This window comes from Pseudomonas sp. Sample_20 (assembly GCF_004307585.1).
Classification (GTDB): domain Bacteria; phylum Pseudomonadota; class Gammaproteobacteria; order Pseudomonadales; family Pseudomonadaceae; genus Aquipseudomonas; species Aquipseudomonas atacamensis.
Genome location: NZ_RCOA01000054.1, coordinates 1 through 15,324 on the forward strand (window position 1 = coordinate 1; position 15,324 = coordinate 15,324).

Consider the following 15,324-nt stretch of genomic DNA (forward strand, 5'->3'; position numbering starts at 1 on the left):
CTACGCCAACCTAATTCTGGCGCCGTTTGCCCACATGCCAAAAACCAGTGCCACGCTGCTGATAATCGATGATGACGAGGTAGTGCGCGCGAGCCTCGCGGCCTATCTGGAAGACAGTGGTTTCAGCGTCCTGCAGGCCGGCAACGGTCAACAGGGTCTTCAGGTATTCGAGCAAGACGAGCCCGATCTGGTCATCTGCGATCTGCGCATGCCGCAGATGGGCGGTCTCGAACTGATCCGTCAGGTCACCGAGCGCTCACCCGATACGCCGGTGATCGTGGTCTCGGGTGCCGGGGTGATGAACGACGCGGTCGAGGCCCTGCGCCTGGGCGCGGCGGATTACCTGATCAAGCCTCTCGAAGATCTGGCTGTGCTCGAGCACTCCGTGCGCCGGGCCCTGGATCGTGCGCGGCTGCTGGTGGAAAACCAGCGCTACAGCGAGAAGCTGGAAAAGGCCAACCGCGAGCTCGAAGCCAGCCTGAACCTGCTCCAGGAAGACCAGAACGCCGGTCGCCAGGTGCAGATGAACATGCTGCCGGAAAGCCCGTGGAGCATTGACGAATTCAATTTTGCCCATCAGATCATCCCGTCGCTGTACCTGTCGGGTGATTTTGTCGACTATTTCCGCGTTGACGAGCGCCGGGTCGCGTTTTATCTGGCGGATGTTTCCGGGCATGGCGCGTCATCAGCCTTCGTCACCGTGCTGCTGAAGTTCATGACCACGCGTTTGCTCTTCGAATCGAAACGCAGCGGTACCTTGCCGGAGTTCAAGCCTTCGGAAGTGCTCGGTCATATCAACCGGGGGCTGATCAGTTGTAAGCTGGGTAAACACGTCACAATGGTCGGTGGAGTCATCGACGAGGAGACCGGTTTGTTGACCTATAGCATTGGCGGCCATCTGCCTTTGCCTGTGTTGTACACGCCTGACAGTGTTCGTTATCTCGAAGGCCGTGGCCTGCCGGTGGGGCTTTTCAATGAAGCCACCTACGAAGACCACGTGCTTGAGCTGCCGCCGACGTTCAGCCTGACGCTGATGTCTGATGGCATTCTGGACCTTTTGCCGGAAGCAACGCTCAAAGAAAAAGAGGCTGCTTTGCCCGAACGGGTGAAGTCAGCGGGCGGCAGCCTGGATGGTCTGCGGCAAGTGTTTGGTTTGGCCACGCTAGGGGAGATGCCGGATGATATCGCCCTGTTGGTGTTGAGCAGGAATCTTTAATGAGTACCGGTAGAATCCAGTTCGCCGAGCAGGACGGCACCTTCGTCCTGAAGTTCGTCGGTGAAGTCCGCCTGACCCTGTGTTCGGCGTTGGATGCGACTATTGAGAAAATCTTCACCGCGACGAATTTCAACGCGATCGTGATCGATTTGACCGAAACCCGCAGCATCGACAGCACCACCTTGGGCCTGCTGGCCAAACTGTCGATCATGTCGCGGAAGAAGGTCGGCCTGTTGCCGACGGTTGTCACCACCCACGAAGACATCACCCGTCTGCTGCAATCGATGGGCTTCGAGCAGGTGTTCAACATCGTCAACCACCCGGTGCCGTGCCCGGAGTGCCTGGACGACCTGCCGGATCAGGACCAATCCGAAGACGCGGTGCGAATCAAGGTGCTGGAAGCGCACAAGATTCTCATGGGCCTGAACGATTCCAATCGTGAAGCGTTTCATGATCTGGTGAATGCGCTGGAAAGACACTGATCTCATGAATTGATGGTGTCTGGGCTGGCCTCTTCGCGAGCAAGCTCGCTCCCACACTGGATCAGTGTCGATCACAAATCCCCTTGTGGGAGCGAGCTTGCTCGCGAAGGTTTCAGTTCGGTCAACGCGCCTCTCAATGCAGAATGAAAAAGGGCGAACCTGTGAAGGTTCGCCCTTTTTGCGTTCTACAAACTCAAATCACAGCTTGGCCTGGAGCAACGCTTCCAGCTTTTCCTGGTCGCGGGCGAACTGACGGATGCCTTCGGCCAGTTTCTCGGTGGCCATCGCGTCTTCGTTGGACAACCAGCGGAATTGCGCTTCGTTGAGGCTCAGACGCGCTTCACCGGCATTGCCCGGCGCCAGTTTGCGTTCCAGCTTGCCGGTGTCGGCGGCGAGCTTCTCCAGCAGTTCCGGGCTGATGGTCAGGCGATCGCAGCCGGCCAGTTGCTCGATCTGGTTGATGTTACGGAAGCTCGCGCCCATGACCACGGTCTTGTAGTCGTTGGCCTTGTAGTAGTTGTAGATGCGCGTCACCGACTGCACGCCCGGATCATCGGCGCCGGTGTAGTCGTTGCCGTTGGCCTTCTTGTACCAGTCGTAGATACGGCCCACGAACGGCGAGATCAGGAACACCCCGGCATCGGCGCAGGCGGCGGCCTGGGCGAAGGAGAACAGCAGGGTCAGGTTGGTCTGGATGCCTTCCTTCTCGAGGATCTCGGCGGCGCGGATGCCTTCCCAGGTCGAGGCGATCTTGATCAGCACGCGGTCGCGGCCGACGCCGGCCTTGTCGTACAGCTCGATCAGACGATGCGCACGCTTGAGGATCGCATCCTGGTCGAAGGACAGGCGCGCATCGACTTCGGTGGAGATGCGACCCGGAACCACGTTGAGAATTTCCTTGCCCACTGCGACGCCGAAACGGTCGCTGGCCAGGCCGACATCGCCCTTGCAGTCGCGAACGCAATCGTTCAGCAGTTCGGCGTAACCGTGAATGGCCGAAGCCTTGAGCAGCAGGGAAGGGTTGGTGGTGGCATCGGTCGGTTTGACTCGGGCGATCGCTTCGAAGTCGCCGGTGTCGGCAACCACGGTGGTGAACTGTTTGAGTTGTTCCAGCTTGGAAGTCATGGGCGTGCTCTATCCTATGGGTCTGAAGACATTACCCGAGCGCTGACGGGCACTCAAGGGTGCATTCGTGGATCGATGGCCCCTGCGGCAACAACCTGAAAACGATTGTTTGAAAGGTGGGGCGCGGTGTCGCTGAATACGATGCCAAAACAGCCCACAGGTTCAAAGCAACCGACCTGTGAACAGACCGGTTGCCCAAGGTTTACTCAGCGTTCAACAGACCTTCTACCGACAAGCGTGCCGGTTTTGGCTGGCCGTCAGAGGTGAGAAAGCCGAAGTTCTTTTCGCGATCGTTGCTGCCCGAATCACTGTTCCGCCATTCATAGATAGACGTCAGGGGAATATTGAGGCGTTTAACGTCGGTAATAAACGCGTTGATCTTGGTCGCTTGCCCCTCAGGACCACCGTTGGAGGCGAGGGCCGAAACCCCCCATTCACTGATGACCCCCGGCAGATTGAAGTTCTGCTGGATGAAGGTCTGTGCGTTGCTGATCTGCGTCGCGGTCATGCCATAAGGATGATAGGAAACGGCGTTGAGGCATTTCGGGTAATCGCTGACGATACTTTTCATCGCCACCGTCGACGCCGAGCCCGCGCTTGGCGGCCGGGCGAAGCCGAAACCTACCCGTGGCGTCGTCTGCGGCTGACCTTCGAAGGCCTTGCACATGCCGGCCATGAACGGCACGAAGGTGGTATCGAAATTGCGCGTCGGCCAATAGGTTTCCAGGTCCGGCTCGTTCCAGATTTCGATCGCTACCAATTGCGAGCTCCAGGATTTTTCCAGCCCGGTCACGGTGTTGGCGAACTTACCGCCGGCGGCGTTCAGCTCCTCCGGCGACGTGGCCGGCAATGCCTTGATCGCGCGCACCGTCAGCAGCACCGGCAGGCCGGCGGAAGCGGCGGCGGCGAAGGCGTCGCTGACCTGTTTCTGATACGTCTTGGCGGTGAGGCTGTCGCTCCACACACCGAAGCGCACAAAGCTGAAGCCGGCGGCCTTGATTTGTGCGGCATCGGCGGCGGTGAAGCTCTGGATTTTCACCTGCACGCCGATGGTTTTTGCTGGAAGGTTGGGGAACAGCTCACTGGCGTGAACCTGGCTGGTGGCGCCGAGCGCCATCAGGGCGAGGGCGGCGAGTTTATTGCGCTGTGCTGTTTTCATGTCTGCTCTCCTGAAGAGAATGACAACTACGAATATTTGTCCCGTTACTCAATTTCCGATAACGGTGATGGCGCTAAGTGCGCGAATGTTATTTTTTGTCAGGAAAACAGCAACTGAAAATCACAGTTATTTTTAGTCCGCTAATTGTGGTTGGGGCGGATTAAAACGCTGTGGTACTTAATGTTCCTGTACTAACAGGGCGAAGCTATTTCTGAGTGCAGGAAAGTCGTGAGGGTTCATTAACTTTCACGGCATGTTGGCTGTTTGATATTACACAGGAAAGCAAGACTTGTTCAAAAAGATCCTCGTTGTCTGCGTGGGCAATATATGCCGAAGTCCGACGGCTGAACTGCTGCTGCGCAACGCGCTGGGCCAGTCCGCTATCACCGTGTCCTCAGCCGGCCTGTCCGCCCGCGTGGGCGAGGGCGTGGAAGCCTCGGCGCGCCAGGTTCTCGAAGAGCACGGGCATTGCGCAGAGGCTTTCAAGGCGCGGCAACTGACCTCGGACATCGTCAATGACTCGGACCTGATCCTGGTCATGGAAAAAGCCCACGTCAATCAAGTGCTGAAGATTGCCTCGCACGCCCGAGGCAAAGTGTTTCTGCTCGGTAAATGGCAGAGCGAGCGCGAAATACATGATCCGTATCGTCAAGGCAAAGCCGCGTTTATTCATGCCCACGCATTGATTGAAGATGCTGTTAGTTCATGGGCGAAGCGTCTCGGGCATTGATGAATATTCTTCAGAACAGTAAATGGTAAGAACAGACTTATGCAGTTACCGTCCGTAATCGGCACCCGCGACAATGATCAAGACAGTATTGATCTGCTCGGCATCTTCGGCAGCCTGATCGACCAGAAGTGGCTGATCGGCGCGCTGACCGGTGCCTTCATGGTCACCGGCGTCGCCTATGCGGTTCTGGCAACGCCCGTGTACCTGGCGAACGCGCTGGTGCAGGTCGAACCGAAAAAGAACGACATGCTCGGTTTCTCCGACCTCAACAGCATGCTCGGCGGGCAATCGCCGTCGGTGACCGAAATCGGCATCATCAAATCCCGCGCGGTGATCGGCAAAACCGTTGACGACCTGCGCCTGGATATCGACGTCACCCCCAACACGTTCCCGTTGATCGGCGGCTTTCTTTCGCGGCGTTATCGCGGAGACAGCGAGACCAGCGTCGCGCCGCCGCGTTTCGGTTTGAACAGTTATGCCTGGGGCGGCGAACGTCTGGAATTCACTCGGCTGCAATTGCCGAAAGATTTGCTCGGCAAGAAACTCACCCTGATCGCCGGCGAGCAGCAGCGCTTTGAGCTGTTCGATGAAAACGACAATCTGCTCGCCGAAGGCGTCGCCGGCGAAGCGTTTGCCAATGACGGTGTAGAAGGGCAGATCGCGCACTTGTCGGCCAACCCCGGCACGCGTTTTCAGGTGGTGCGCAATCCACGCATCGTGACCATTCAGGGCTATCAGGATGCGCTGGATATCTCCGAACAGGGCAAGGAGTCGGGGATCATTCGTCTGGCGCTGGCCAGCTCCGACGCGGCCGAGGCGGTGAAGATCCTCAACAAGATCGCCTCGCTCTACGTCGAGCAAAACGTACGGCGCACTTCGGCGGAAGCCGCGCAGAGCCTCGCGTTTCTGCAAAGCCAGTTGCCCCAGGTCAAGCGTGATCTGGCCAAGGCCAGCGACGCCTTGAATGCCTACCAGACCCACGGCAAGACCGTGAACATCTCGCTGGAAACCCAGTCGGTGCTGGGCCAGTCGGTGGCGCTGGAAACGCGCATCTCCGAACTGAAAATGCAGCAGGCCGAGCTTGATCGCAAGTTCACCAAACAGCACCCGGCCTATCGCGCCTTGATGACGCAGATCGGCGAATTGACCCAGCAGCAGAAATCCCTCGAAGGCAAGGTTCAGGACTTGCCGGCCACCCAGCAGGAATTGCTCAACCTGACCCGCGACGTCGAGGTGGCTTCGCAGATCTACACGCAGTTGCTGAACAAATCCCAAGAACTCGACATCGTCCGCGCCGGGGCCGTCGGCAACGTGCGCCTGATCGACACTGCCGATGTCGACCTGACCAATCCGATCAAACCCAAAAAACCACTGATCGTGCTGATCGCGACATTGCTTGGCGCGTTTGTCGGCGTGGCCCTGGTGCTGCTGCGCAAATCCCTCAGCCGAGGCCTTGAAGGCCCGGAGGGCATCGAGCAGTTGGGCCTGCCGGTTTACGCGTCGATTCCCTACAGCGCCTTGCAGGAAGAAGAGGACAACAAAAAGGGCCGCGCCCGCGATGGCGTCGACAAGCCTGCGTACCTGCTGGCGCTGCGCAACCCGACCGATCTGTCGATCGAATCGATCCGCAGCCTGCGCACCTGCCTGCACTTTGCCGGGCTCGATTCGACCAACAACCGCATCATGATTTCCGGGCCGAGCCCGCAGGTCGGCAAGACCTTCGTTTCGTCCAACCTTGCGGCGGTCATGGCCCTGAGCGGCCAGCGCGTGGTGCTGATCGATGCCGACATGCGCAAAGGGCACCTGCACAAAACCCTCAACACGCCGATCAGCAACGGTCTGTCCGACCTGCTGGTCAAGCGCTGCACCCTTGAGCAGGCGATCAACAAAGTCGAAGTCGACAACCTGCATTTCATCAGCCGGGGGCAAGTGCCGCCCAATCCTTCCGAATTGCTGATGCACGCCAACTTCCGTGAGCTGCTGGCGCAACTCAGCGAGCGCTACGACCTGGTGATCATCGACACGCCGCCGCTGCTGGCGGTGACCGATGCCGCCATCGTCGGTCGCGAGGCCGGCATCAGCCTGATCGTCACCCGCTTCGGGGTGAACCCGGCCAAAGAGATCGAACTGACCATTCGCCGCTTCGCCCAGAACGGCATCGAGTTGAAAGGCGCGGTGTTCAACGGCGTCGAGAAGCGCGCGGCCAGCTATTACGGCGGCACTGGCTATTACAACTACGAATACGCGTCCGACAAATCCTGATGGTTGCCGATTGTTCTTTCCTGTTTGAAGTGGGTGAGTTGTGAAAAAAATACTGCACGTGGCAGAGACGATCAAAGGTGGCGTGGCGACGGTGATCCGCACGATCTCGGCATCCCCCGAAGATGACGCAGCGAATTATCAACTGGTCTATCTGGTACCCGAGGATCAGGCCAAGGAGCTGCACGGCATCGCCCCGCAACAAGTGCGCACCTTCCCGCGCAGCGGTCGCAACGTGCCATCGCTGCTGCGTTTCGCCTGGCGCCTGAGCCAGGTGCTGCTCAAGGAAAAGCCCGACGTCGTGCATTTGCACAGCACCTTTTCCGGGGTGATCGGCCGTGTGGTGTGTGTGCTGTTGCGACCATGGCGCAAGCCGAAAATCGTCTACTGCCCGCACGCGTTTTCGTTCCTGATGGAAAGCTCTCCGACCAAGCAGAAGGTCTATGCGTGGATCGAGCGGGTGCTGCAGAAAGTCACCGACGTGATCATTTGCGTCAGCCAGTACGAGCTGGATAAAGCCGCGCGTTTCGGCATCGAGCGCAAGCGCATGAAGCTGATCTACAACGGCATTCATCACAAGGATGACGCGCCGAAAAGCGCTGGCGCCGAGCCGATTCATCTGCTGTTCGTCGGGCGTCTGGATTACCAGAAAGGCTTCGACGTGCTGCTCAAGGCCTACGCCAAGGTCAATCGCAACGACCTCAAACTGACGGTGGTTGGCAGTGCGGTCAACGAAGACTCTGTCGAGTGCCCGCCGATGGATTCGGTCGAGTACCTGCCGTGGGTGACGCCTAGTGAAGTACAGGCGCTGTATCAGAAAGCCGATGCGCTGATCGTGCCGAGTCGCTGGGAAGGCTTTGCCATGGTGCCGCTGGAAGGCATGGCCATGGGACTGCCGGTGATCGCCAGCAACTGCACCTCGCTGCCGGAACTGGTCACCAACGAAGTGTCCGGCTACGTCTTTCCGTCCGGCGATCACCAGGCGCTGGCCGACGTGTTGACGATCATCCAGAAGCCGCGCCTGCTCGACCTTGGCAATGAAGGCCGGAGCATTGTCCGCGAACGCTTCAGCGCCGCGTTGATGATCCGCCAGACCTACGACCTGTATCACGCTCCCACTTATTAAGTAGAACTCAAGCTTATGAACGTAACGATTTTGCATGGCTACAGTGCGTCCAACTCCGGTGACGGTCTGCTCGTCGATCTGGCCATTGCTCTGGTGCAGCGTAACTTCGGTGACGACACCGCGATCAGTGTCGTGGCGTCCGATCCCGAGTCATTCAACTACTTGCCGCACCCGCGTTTCGATGCGCCGGTAATGGCGGCCAAGGGTCTGGGGCGGGTCAAGCAAGCGGTGTTTCTCAATCAGTCCTACGCCGGGCTCGCCGATCTGCTGAAGAAGACCGATCTGATCGTCGGCGTTGGCGGCGGTTACATGCGTTCGAAAAGCGCCTTCGAGCACATCAAGCTTAAGCTCGGCCATGCCAAGCAACTGGAAACCGCGATTCTCAGCAAAGTGCCGTCGGTGTATCTGCCGCAGAGCATCGGCCCGTTCCACGGCGAGAGCAGCAAGATCGTCGAACACTACGCCAGCGCCGATGCGGTGTTCGTGCGTGACAACCGTTCCTCGGCGATTTTTGATGCATGCGAAAACGTCTACCGCGCGCCGGATCTGGCCGTGCAGTCGCTGGCGAGCAAGATTCTGCAGCAACCGAAATTCACCCGCTGCGCCGCCTCGCCGGCGACGGTGTGCGTGGTGCTGCGCAAGCCGCCGGAGTGGAGCAAAGAGAAGAAGGTCGCCTACGTGGCCAATCTGAAACTGCTGCTGCAGCGTCTGAAGAACAAAAGCAAAGTGGTCTGCGCCGTGCAAAGCGCCGTACGTGGCAATGATGACGGCGCGTTCTACCGCGAGCTGGGCATCAACGAAGATCTGCTGTCGCTGAAGGCAACCATCGCCAAGTACCAACCGGACCTGGTGATCTCGGTGCGTTTGCATGGCGCCATCGAATCGCTGCTCTCCGGCGTGCCGGCGTATCACATCAGCTACGAGCGCAAAGGCTTTGGCGCCTATCAGGACATGGGCGTCGAGGACTGGGTGATCAACGGCGGCGATATCGACGTCGACACCATCATCAACACCGTTTACGCGCCCAATGCCTTGGCGGATTTCGGCAAGCGCCTGACCGACACCTGCCGCGAGATCGAAGCGAAAACCGTGGCCATGGACGAAATCATCAAGGGTGTCGTTCGATGATATTTCGGCTGTTGCTTCGCGGCGGAGCCTTGGGCGCGAAGTTCTTGCTGGTGTTGGCCATCACCCATTACCTCGGTTACGAGGCGCTGGGCTTTTACGGTGTGGTGGTCGCGGCGTCGTTGATCGCTTCGAAGTTCTACAGCGTCGGCTTCAGTTCCGAGATCAACCGGCTGATCAGCGTCGGCGGCAGTTCGCGGCGGGTGGTCGACAAAGTCCTGCTGCTGTATCTGGCGGTGGGGCTGTTGCTGTCGGTGCTGACCGTGCTGATCTATTCGCTGTTCCAGTCGGTGGAAGCGACCGCCACGTTGATCCTGTGCGTGACGCTGGTGCTGCTCACCGAGCACCTGTCGTTCGAAATCAATTCCTTCGTGTTTTCCGCCCAGAGAGCCACCGCCGGAGCTCTGCTGTTCTTCATCAAGACTGGCCTGTGGGCGGTGTTGGCGGTGGGCGGCATGGTGCTCGGCTGGGTCGCGGGCATCGCCAGTGTGTTGTGGCTGTGGGTCGCCGCCAACGTGCTGGTGATCGTCGCCGGTTATTTGATCGTGGTGAATGTGCACAAGGGCCGCGAAGCCGCGCCGCTGGACACCGCGACGGTGTGGAAGGCCGGGTTGCCGTTCTATCTCGGCACCGGTCTGATCGCCCTGAGTCAGTACGCCGAGCGCTTTCTGATCATCGACCTGGAGCCCTACGCCAGCCTCGGTAAATATGTGTACGCGTGGTCGGCGGCCAACACTTTGCAGGCGTTGTCGTATGCGGTGGTGGCGGTGGTCGGCATTCCGGTGCTGGCCAAGCGTTTCCAGGCCGATCAGCAGGCATTCACGGTCAAGCAACTGTTCGTCAACAAATGGGTGATGCGCTCGCTGGTGGTCTCCGCCGTTGTGGCCGTGGCGATCTATGTGTTTTTCAATGTGCTGCTCGATTACGTCGCCAGCAGCGTCCCGCGTCCGGATAACGCGCTACTCGCGGTGCTGATTTTTTCCTTCGCCTTGCGGGCGATTGGCGACATCGTCTGGGGCGGTTTGATTGCTTCGAAAAACAGCCGGGTGTCGCTGGCCAGCGCGGCGCTCTGCCTGCTGATTTCAGTGCCGGTCAGCTATGTGCTGATCAAGCATTACTCGATCTACGGCGCGGCGTGGGGCAACGTTTTCGCCATCGTCGTGCAGCTCAGTGTGATTGCCGTGTTGACCCGTGTGACCGGCGCAAAGAAGGCTGCGCTGTCATGGGCCTGAAACTGCCGCGCATCGAATTTCGCGGGCGCACATTCGATTCGTCGATTTCCTTTCTGATCCTGTTCACCGGGCTGTTTCTGTCAGTGGCGATGCCGTTGCTGGTGCCGCGTGATCCGGGGCCGGATGCGATGACCTTGTGGTCGTCGTATGCGCGTGCCGACAACTGCAATTTCTGGAATCCGTTCTCGCCGGATCGCTCGTCCTACGAGTGTTCGGCGTTCCTGCTGCGACCCACCGGGATCAACCTGACCAACGCCTGGGCCTACGGCATGTTCTGCAATTTCTTCCTCACTGCGATTCCGGTGGTGGTGTTTCGGCGCATGCCGCTGACCATTTTCGGCACCCTGTGCCTGTGGGGCATCGTGCGTTCGTTTTTCCTCGAGAACCTGACCAAGGAAATTATCGTGTCGGTGGCGGTGTTGAGCATTCTGCTCAGCGCATTGACGCGCAAATATCGCGGCGGTTTTTTTCTTTCGGCGGTGATTTACGGTGTGCTGATCCGGCCCTACTGGATCCTGTTTTCGCTGTCGTGGGTCGGCGTCTGCGTGATGAAAAAGTACGTCTCGCGCTTCACCTTCTTTCTGATGCTGTTCCTGTTCTATCTGGCGGTGGCCATGGCCATTCAGCTGGCGTTGGGCTTTCCGGTGTCATCGATCCGGGCGAGCAACAACGAGCTGCGCACGGCGGGCGAGGAGGGCTCGAAGTCGCTCATCGTCTCGTGGCTTAGCGGCAGTGACTTCGTCTCCCAGGCACTGGACTCGATGATCATTTTCTTCCGCCTGTCGTTTCCGGTTGAGCTGATTCTGCTGTCCGGGCCGGGGCAGGTGATCTTTGTTGCGCTGATGATCATGACCGCGCTGCTGCTGTTCAAGGTCATCACTTCGACCGACTACAAGGGCGCGCCGATCCAGACCAAACCCAAGGAACTGATCGCGATTCCGCTGGCGTTTCTGTTGGTGCAAGGCTTGTTCGAGCCGGACTTCGGCTCCTTCGCCCGCCACTTCTCGATGGTCGTGCCGGTGTTGTTCGTCGGCCTGGGCTTGATGCTGCGCGCGAACAAACCGGTGCAGGTCGAATCAAGAATTCTCACTTAAGGCAGGTGCTCTATGTCGAGCAAGAAAAAATCCCTGGAGATCGAAACCCTGCGCGGCCTGGCGTGCCTGCTGCTGGTGCTCTATCACGTCATCGGCCCGCTGGGCGGCGGCTTGAAGATCGACATCGGTTCGCCGTTCCGGGTCATCGCCGACTCGATGGTGTACGTGCGCATGCCGCTGTTCACGTTCATCTCCGGCTACATCTATTCGATCTACAAGATTCGCGGCAATGAGTTTTCCGCCTTCTTCGCCGGCAAGGTGCGGCGGCTGATCGTGCCGCTGTTCTGCGTCGGCGTGCCGTTCTCGGTGCTGCAAGCGGTGGGGCCGGGGGTGAACAAGGACGTCGGCGTGATCGATGCGTTGTTGTCGTTCTGGGTGCCGATCAACCACTTCTGGTTCCTGCAGGCGGTGTTCAGCATTTTCATCTTCGTCGGCTTGCTGGAATGGCGCGGCCTGCTGCGTTCAGCAACGCGGCTGTATGGCTTGTTTGCGTTTGCGGCAGTGTTGTTCCTGCTGCCGCCGTTGCCGCTGGATGCGTTCGGTATCAACGGTGCGATTTACCTGCTGCCGTTTTTTGTTGCAGGGATGATCGGTCAGGAAAATGTCGATGTTTTGAAGCAGCGTTTCAAAGTGATCGGGCCGCTGTTGTTTATGCTGATTTCGCTGACGTTGCTGTACGTCGCGGCGATTGATCGAGAGCTGATTGTCGATCGCCGCAGCGTGATTGGTTTGACGGTGGGTTGCGTGTCTTGCATTGCTTTGCTGTCGAGTGACATGCGCTCGAAAGCGCTGACCTGGCTCGGTGGATATTCCTATGCGATTTTCCTTTTTCATGTTTTGTTCGCGGCGACCTCGCGGTTTGTCCTCGGGCGCCTCGGCGTGAAGGATGAGAGCTTGCTGGTGCTCGGTGGTCTGAGTTGTGGATTGCTCGGGCCGGTGCTGTTGGCGATGGTGTTCAGCCGGTTCAATTTCACTTCGGTGCTGTTCCTTGGCGAGCGGGCGGCGAAGAAGAAAGCGCCGGTGATTGTCGCTCCGGTGGTGCAGACGCAGAACAGCTGAAAGCTTCGCGAGCAGGCTCGCTCCCACAGAGGTTGTGTGAATTGCACATGGTCTTTTGTGGGAGCGAGCCTGCTCGCGAAGGGGCCATCCCGGACAAAGGAAATATTCAATGATGCCAGTAGACGCCCCTCAACCCGTCGCCACCTCGGCCATCACGATAGACGATGCCCGCCAGCGCTTTGCGCAGTGGCGCGAGGGCAAGGCCGGCAAGGTGCTGGCGGTTTCGGTGATCGGCGACAGCTACACCGCCGGGCAGGATTTCTATCTGAACAAACTGGTGCAGCGAGTGGCCGCCGAGGTGGGTTTCGCCGGCCCCGGTTACGTCGGTTTCAACCACGGCGCGGCGCTGGGCGGCACGCATTTCAAATACACCCGCAGCAGCGACAAATACTTTGGCGGCGGCTGGAAGGTTTCCGAGCTGGGCCAGGCCAGTCCGGACAGTCGCACGATCAGCGGCAAGCCGGGCGCCTGGTTGCAAGTCGATGCCAGCCCTTCGCCGCGAATCGATACCACGGTCACTCAGGCGAAACTGTTGTATCTGGGCAGCGGCGAATCCGACGAGCTGCGCTATCGCTGGTCGCCCGCGCAAGACTGGCAACCGTTGAAACTCGCAGGCTCAGGCGTTCAGGAAGTCGCGCTAGCGGGCGTTCCATCAGCCGCAGACTGGTCATTCAGACTGGAAGTGGTGAAGGGCGCGCCCACGTTGTTCGGCCTTCGGATGACGAATGATGAGAAGGGCATTCGGGTGTCGAAACTGGCGGCCTCCGGCGCGGCATCGGCGGATTTCTTTCACGCCGATCGACAGTGGCAGACGCAATGGAAAGCCGTGGTGTCGAAGATCCCGGCCGACGTTTACCTGATCATGCTCGGCGGCAACGATCAGGGCTTCGGCGTCAAACCTGCGCAGTACCTGCAAAACGTTCAGGGCCTGGTGAGCATGCTGCGCGAGATTCAGCCGGCGGCGAGCATCAACCTGATCATGCGTCAGGACACCACGCGCTCCAGCGCTTATCCGATGTCGGCCTATGCGCAGGTGCTCGAACCGTGGGCGCGGGAGCAGCAGCTCGGTTTTGCCAACCTGCAATGCGCGTTCGGCCCCGACGTCAAACGCTACGCCAGCGCGATGATCGGCCCGGACAAGATTCATCCGTTGCCGGCCACGGGCGGGAAGGTGATTGCCGATTATTTTTATCGCTGGATAACGGGTACGAGTACCGGTTGCGACGACTCGCCACCATGATCGTTCCCACGCTCCGCGTGGGAATGCCGCCCCGGACGCTCCGCGTCCCTCCGCAGCGTGACGCAGAGCGTCACCGGATGCATTCCCACGCGGAGCGTGGGAACGATCAATGCTGACTGTGCCGCCGCTTTCGCGAGCAGGCTCGCTCCCACATTGGATTGGCGTGAAGCCCGGGTGATCAGGCGTCGTGCTTGAAGGCGTCGATGAGCCCCAACAGTTCGTCAAGCTTGCGCGGCATCAACCGCGCATCACAGCGCGTCTCGACGTTAATGATGATCGCCGGATCGTTGCAGCAGATGCGCACGCGAAAACGCCAGTCGCTGAAGATCACTTTCAGGCCATCGCGGTCATCCATTTCCAGCGCCTGTTCGCCATACAACGCCTTCAGGTGCGCGAGCAGCGGATAGGGATCGCGCATCGGCCGGCGAATATCGCCGGACGCAGGAAACACACCGATCCGCTCCACCAGCAGAATCGTGCCCAGCCAGGTTTCGTTGGCGCTGGGCAGCGGTTGATGGCGCGACAACCAGCTCATCATCCCGAGGTTGCCCACCTCACGTTCAATCTCTGTCGAATGTTGTGCAATGTTCATGGTTGCCTGCCTCTGGTGATGGGGGGCCGTCTCAGCGGCCCTTGAGGTACACGTTGTCGTAGCAGAAGTTGGTCGCCTGCAAGTAGCCCTCGGCATCGCCGCAATCAAAGCGCAGGCCTTTGAATTTGTAGGCCAGCACGCAGCCGTTCTGCGCCTGTTTCATCAGTGCGTCGGTGATCTGGATTTCGCCGCCCTTGCCCGGTTCAGTGTCGGCAATCAGGTCGAAGATGTCCGGGGTGAGGATGTAGCGCCCGATGATCGCCAGATTCGACGGCGCGTCCTGCGGCGCCGGTTTTTCCACCATGTTGTTGACCCGGTAGATGCCCTCGGAAATCAGCTCACCGGCAATCACGCCGTACTTGTGAGTCTGGTCGGCCGGGACTTCCTGGATGGCGACGATCGAGCAGCGAAACTTCTTGTACAGCTGGATCATCTGCGACAGCACACCGTCGCCTTCGAGGTTCAGGCACAGGTCGTCGGCCAGCACCACGGCAAACGGCTCGTCGCCGATCAATGGGCGACCGCTGAGAATGGCATGGCCCAGGCCTTTCATTTCCACCTGACGGGTGTAGGAGAAGGTGCAGGTGTCGATCAGCTCGCGGGTGCCGGCGAGGAATTTCTCTTTCTCGGTGCCACGGATCTGGTGCTCGAGTTCGTAGCTGATGTCGAAGTGGTCTTCCAGCGCGCGCTTGCCCCGGCCGGTGACGATGGCCATGTGTTGCAGGCCGGCGTCCCGCGCTTCTTCAACGGCGTATTCGATCAACGGCTTGTTGACGATCGGCAGCATCTCTTTCGGCATGGCTTTGGTCGCCGGCAAGAAACGCGTGCCGTAGCCGGCAGCGGGGAACAAACATTTACGAATCATAAAAGTATCCTGGACAGTCA

Annotated in this window: 14 protein-coding genes; 10 read left to right on the forward strand and 4 right to left on the reverse strand. The window is 59.3% G+C overall.

The annotated features are described in order from the left end of the window. Window positions 1-34: 34 nt before the first annotated feature. A complete protein-coding gene (gene rssB, locus D8U70_RS12370) occupies window positions 35-1,216 on the forward strand; it encodes a two-component system response regulator RssB (RefSeq protein WP_016775469.1) in 1,182 nt (393 codons plus the stop codon). Beyond that, window positions 1,216-1,698, forward strand: a complete 483-nt coding sequence (gene rssC, locus D8U70_RS12375; protein WP_110646768.1) for an anti-sigma factor antagonist RssC — start codon at window positions 1,216-1,218, stop codon at window positions 1,696-1,698. Before rssB ends, rssC begins: the two co-directional genes overlap by 1 nt. 198 nt (window positions 1,699-1,896) lie before the next feature. Here rssC and tal read toward each other — a convergent pair whose 3' ends face one another. Then, window positions 1,897-2,823, reverse strand: coding sequence for a transaldolase (gene tal / locus D8U70_RS12380; RefSeq protein ID WP_016775468.1), 927 nt, complete (start codon window positions 2,821-2,823; stop codon window positions 1,897-1,899). Window positions 2,824-3,025: 202 nt separating this feature from the next. Next, window positions 3,026-3,982: a glycosyl hydrolase family 5 gene (locus D8U70_RS12385; protein ID WP_130928985.1), complete on the reverse strand. Its 957-nt coding sequence runs from the start codon at window positions 3,980-3,982 to the stop codon at window positions 3,026-3,028. A gap of 289 nt (window positions 3,983-4,271) precedes the next feature. On the opposite strand from D8U70_RS12385, the gene D8U70_RS12390 reads away from it, so the two are divergent. The 8 genes from D8U70_RS12390 to D8U70_RS12425 all read left to right on the forward strand — a co-directional run bounded on the left by D8U70_RS12390 (window position 4,272) and on the right by D8U70_RS12425 (window position 13,847). Then, window positions 4,272-4,712, forward strand: a complete 441-nt coding sequence (locus tag D8U70_RS12390; protein ID WP_073471426.1) for a low molecular weight protein-tyrosine-phosphatase — start codon at window positions 4,272-4,274, stop codon at window positions 4,710-4,712. A 39-nt stretch (window positions 4,713-4,751) separates the two neighbouring features. Beyond that, window positions 4,752-6,974, forward strand: a complete 2,223-nt coding sequence (locus D8U70_RS12395; RefSeq protein ID WP_071173038.1) for a polysaccharide biosynthesis tyrosine autokinase — start codon at window positions 4,752-4,754, stop codon at window positions 6,972-6,974. A gap of 40 nt (window positions 6,975-7,014) precedes the next feature. After that, window positions 7,015-8,097, forward strand: a complete 1,083-nt coding sequence (locus tag D8U70_RS12400) for a glycosyltransferase (protein WP_016775464.1) — start codon at window positions 7,015-7,017, stop codon at window positions 8,095-8,097. Window positions 8,098-8,112: 15 nt separating this feature from the next. Beyond that, complete coding sequence (locus D8U70_RS12405; RefSeq protein ID WP_041477306.1) at window positions 8,113-9,225, forward strand: polysaccharide pyruvyl transferase family protein; 1,113 nt, start codon at window positions 8,113-8,115, stop codon at window positions 9,223-9,225. After that, window positions 9,222-10,454: an oligosaccharide flippase family protein gene (locus D8U70_RS12410; RefSeq protein ID WP_130928986.1), complete on the forward strand. Its 1,233-nt coding sequence runs from the start codon at window positions 9,222-9,224 to the stop codon at window positions 10,452-10,454. The genes D8U70_RS12405 and D8U70_RS12410 overlap by 4 nt, the downstream gene beginning before the upstream one ends. Then, window positions 10,445-11,548, forward strand: coding sequence for a hypothetical protein (locus tag D8U70_RS12415; protein WP_056791467.1), 1,104 nt, complete (start codon window positions 10,445-10,447; stop codon window positions 11,546-11,548). The genes D8U70_RS12410 and D8U70_RS12415 overlap by 10 nt, the downstream gene beginning before the upstream one ends. 12 nt (window positions 11,549-11,560) lie before the next feature. Next, on the forward strand, window positions 11,561-12,607 hold the full coding sequence (locus D8U70_RS12420) for an acyltransferase (RefSeq protein WP_130928987.1): 1,047 nt from the start codon (window positions 11,561-11,563) through the stop codon (window positions 12,605-12,607). A gap of 109 nt (window positions 12,608-12,716) precedes the next feature. Next, complete coding sequence (locus D8U70_RS12425) at window positions 12,717-13,847, forward strand: GDSL-type esterase/lipase family protein (RefSeq protein ID WP_130928988.1); 1,131 nt, start codon at window positions 12,717-12,719, stop codon at window positions 13,845-13,847. A 178-nt stretch (window positions 13,848-14,025) separates the two neighbouring features. On the opposite strand, the gene D8U70_RS12435 is transcribed toward D8U70_RS12425, so the two are convergent. Together D8U70_RS12435 and galU are read right to left on the reverse strand one after the other, a co-directional pair. Further along, on the reverse strand, window positions 14,026-14,439 hold the full coding sequence (locus D8U70_RS12435; protein WP_073471421.1) for a mannose-1-phosphate guanylyltransferase: 414 nt from the start codon (window positions 14,437-14,439) through the stop codon (window positions 14,026-14,028). A gap of 31 nt (window positions 14,440-14,470) precedes the next feature. Then, entirely contained in the window at window positions 14,471-15,304 is an 834-nt protein-coding gene (gene galU, locus D8U70_RS12440) for a UTP--glucose-1-phosphate uridylyltransferase GalU (RefSeq protein WP_024013613.1), read from the reverse strand. Window positions 15,305-15,324: the final 20 nt, after the last annotated feature.

What these genes read in the sequence shown, in the direction of transcription:
- rssB (WP_016775469.1), top strand. Translation starts at nt 35, where the DNA reads ATGCCAAAAACCAGTGCCACGCTGCTGATAATCGATGATGACGAGGTA.
- rssC (WP_110646768.1), top strand. Translation starts at nt 1,216, where the DNA reads ATGAGTACCGGTAGAATCCAGTTCGCCGAGCAGGACGGCACCTTCGTC.
- tal (WP_016775468.1), bottom strand. Translation starts at nt 2,823, where the DNA reads ATGACTTCCAAGCTGGAACAACTCAAACAGTTCACCACCGTGGTTGCC.
- D8U70_RS12385 (WP_130928985.1), bottom strand. Translation starts at nt 3,982, where the DNA reads ATGAAAACAGCACAGCGCAATAAACTCGCCGCCCTCGCCCTGATGGCG.
- D8U70_RS12395 (WP_071173038.1), top strand. Translation starts at nt 4,752, where the DNA reads ATGCAGTTACCGTCCGTAATCGGCACCCGCGACAATGATCAAGACAGT.
- D8U70_RS12405 (WP_041477306.1), top strand. Translation starts at nt 8,113, where the DNA reads ATGAACGTAACGATTTTGCATGGCTACAGTGCGTCCAACTCCGGTGAC.
- D8U70_RS12410 (WP_130928986.1), top strand. Translation starts at nt 9,222, where the DNA reads ATGATATTTCGGCTGTTGCTTCGCGGCGGAGCCTTGGGCGCGAAGTTC.
- D8U70_RS12415 (WP_056791467.1), top strand. Translation starts at nt 10,445, where the DNA reads ATGGGCCTGAAACTGCCGCGCATCGAATTTCGCGGGCGCACATTCGAT.
- D8U70_RS12420 (WP_130928987.1), top strand. Translation starts at nt 11,561, where the DNA reads ATGTCGAGCAAGAAAAAATCCCTGGAGATCGAAACCCTGCGCGGCCTG.
- D8U70_RS12425 (WP_130928988.1), top strand. Translation starts at nt 12,717, where the DNA reads ATGATGCCAGTAGACGCCCCTCAACCCGTCGCCACCTCGGCCATCACG.
- D8U70_RS12435 (WP_073471421.1), bottom strand. Translation starts at nt 14,439, where the DNA reads ATGAACATTGCACAACATTCGACAGAGATTGAACGTGAGGTGGGCAAC.
- galU (WP_024013613.1), bottom strand. Translation starts at nt 15,304, where the DNA reads ATGATTCGTAAATGTTTGTTCCCCGCTGCCGGCTACGGCACGCGTTTC.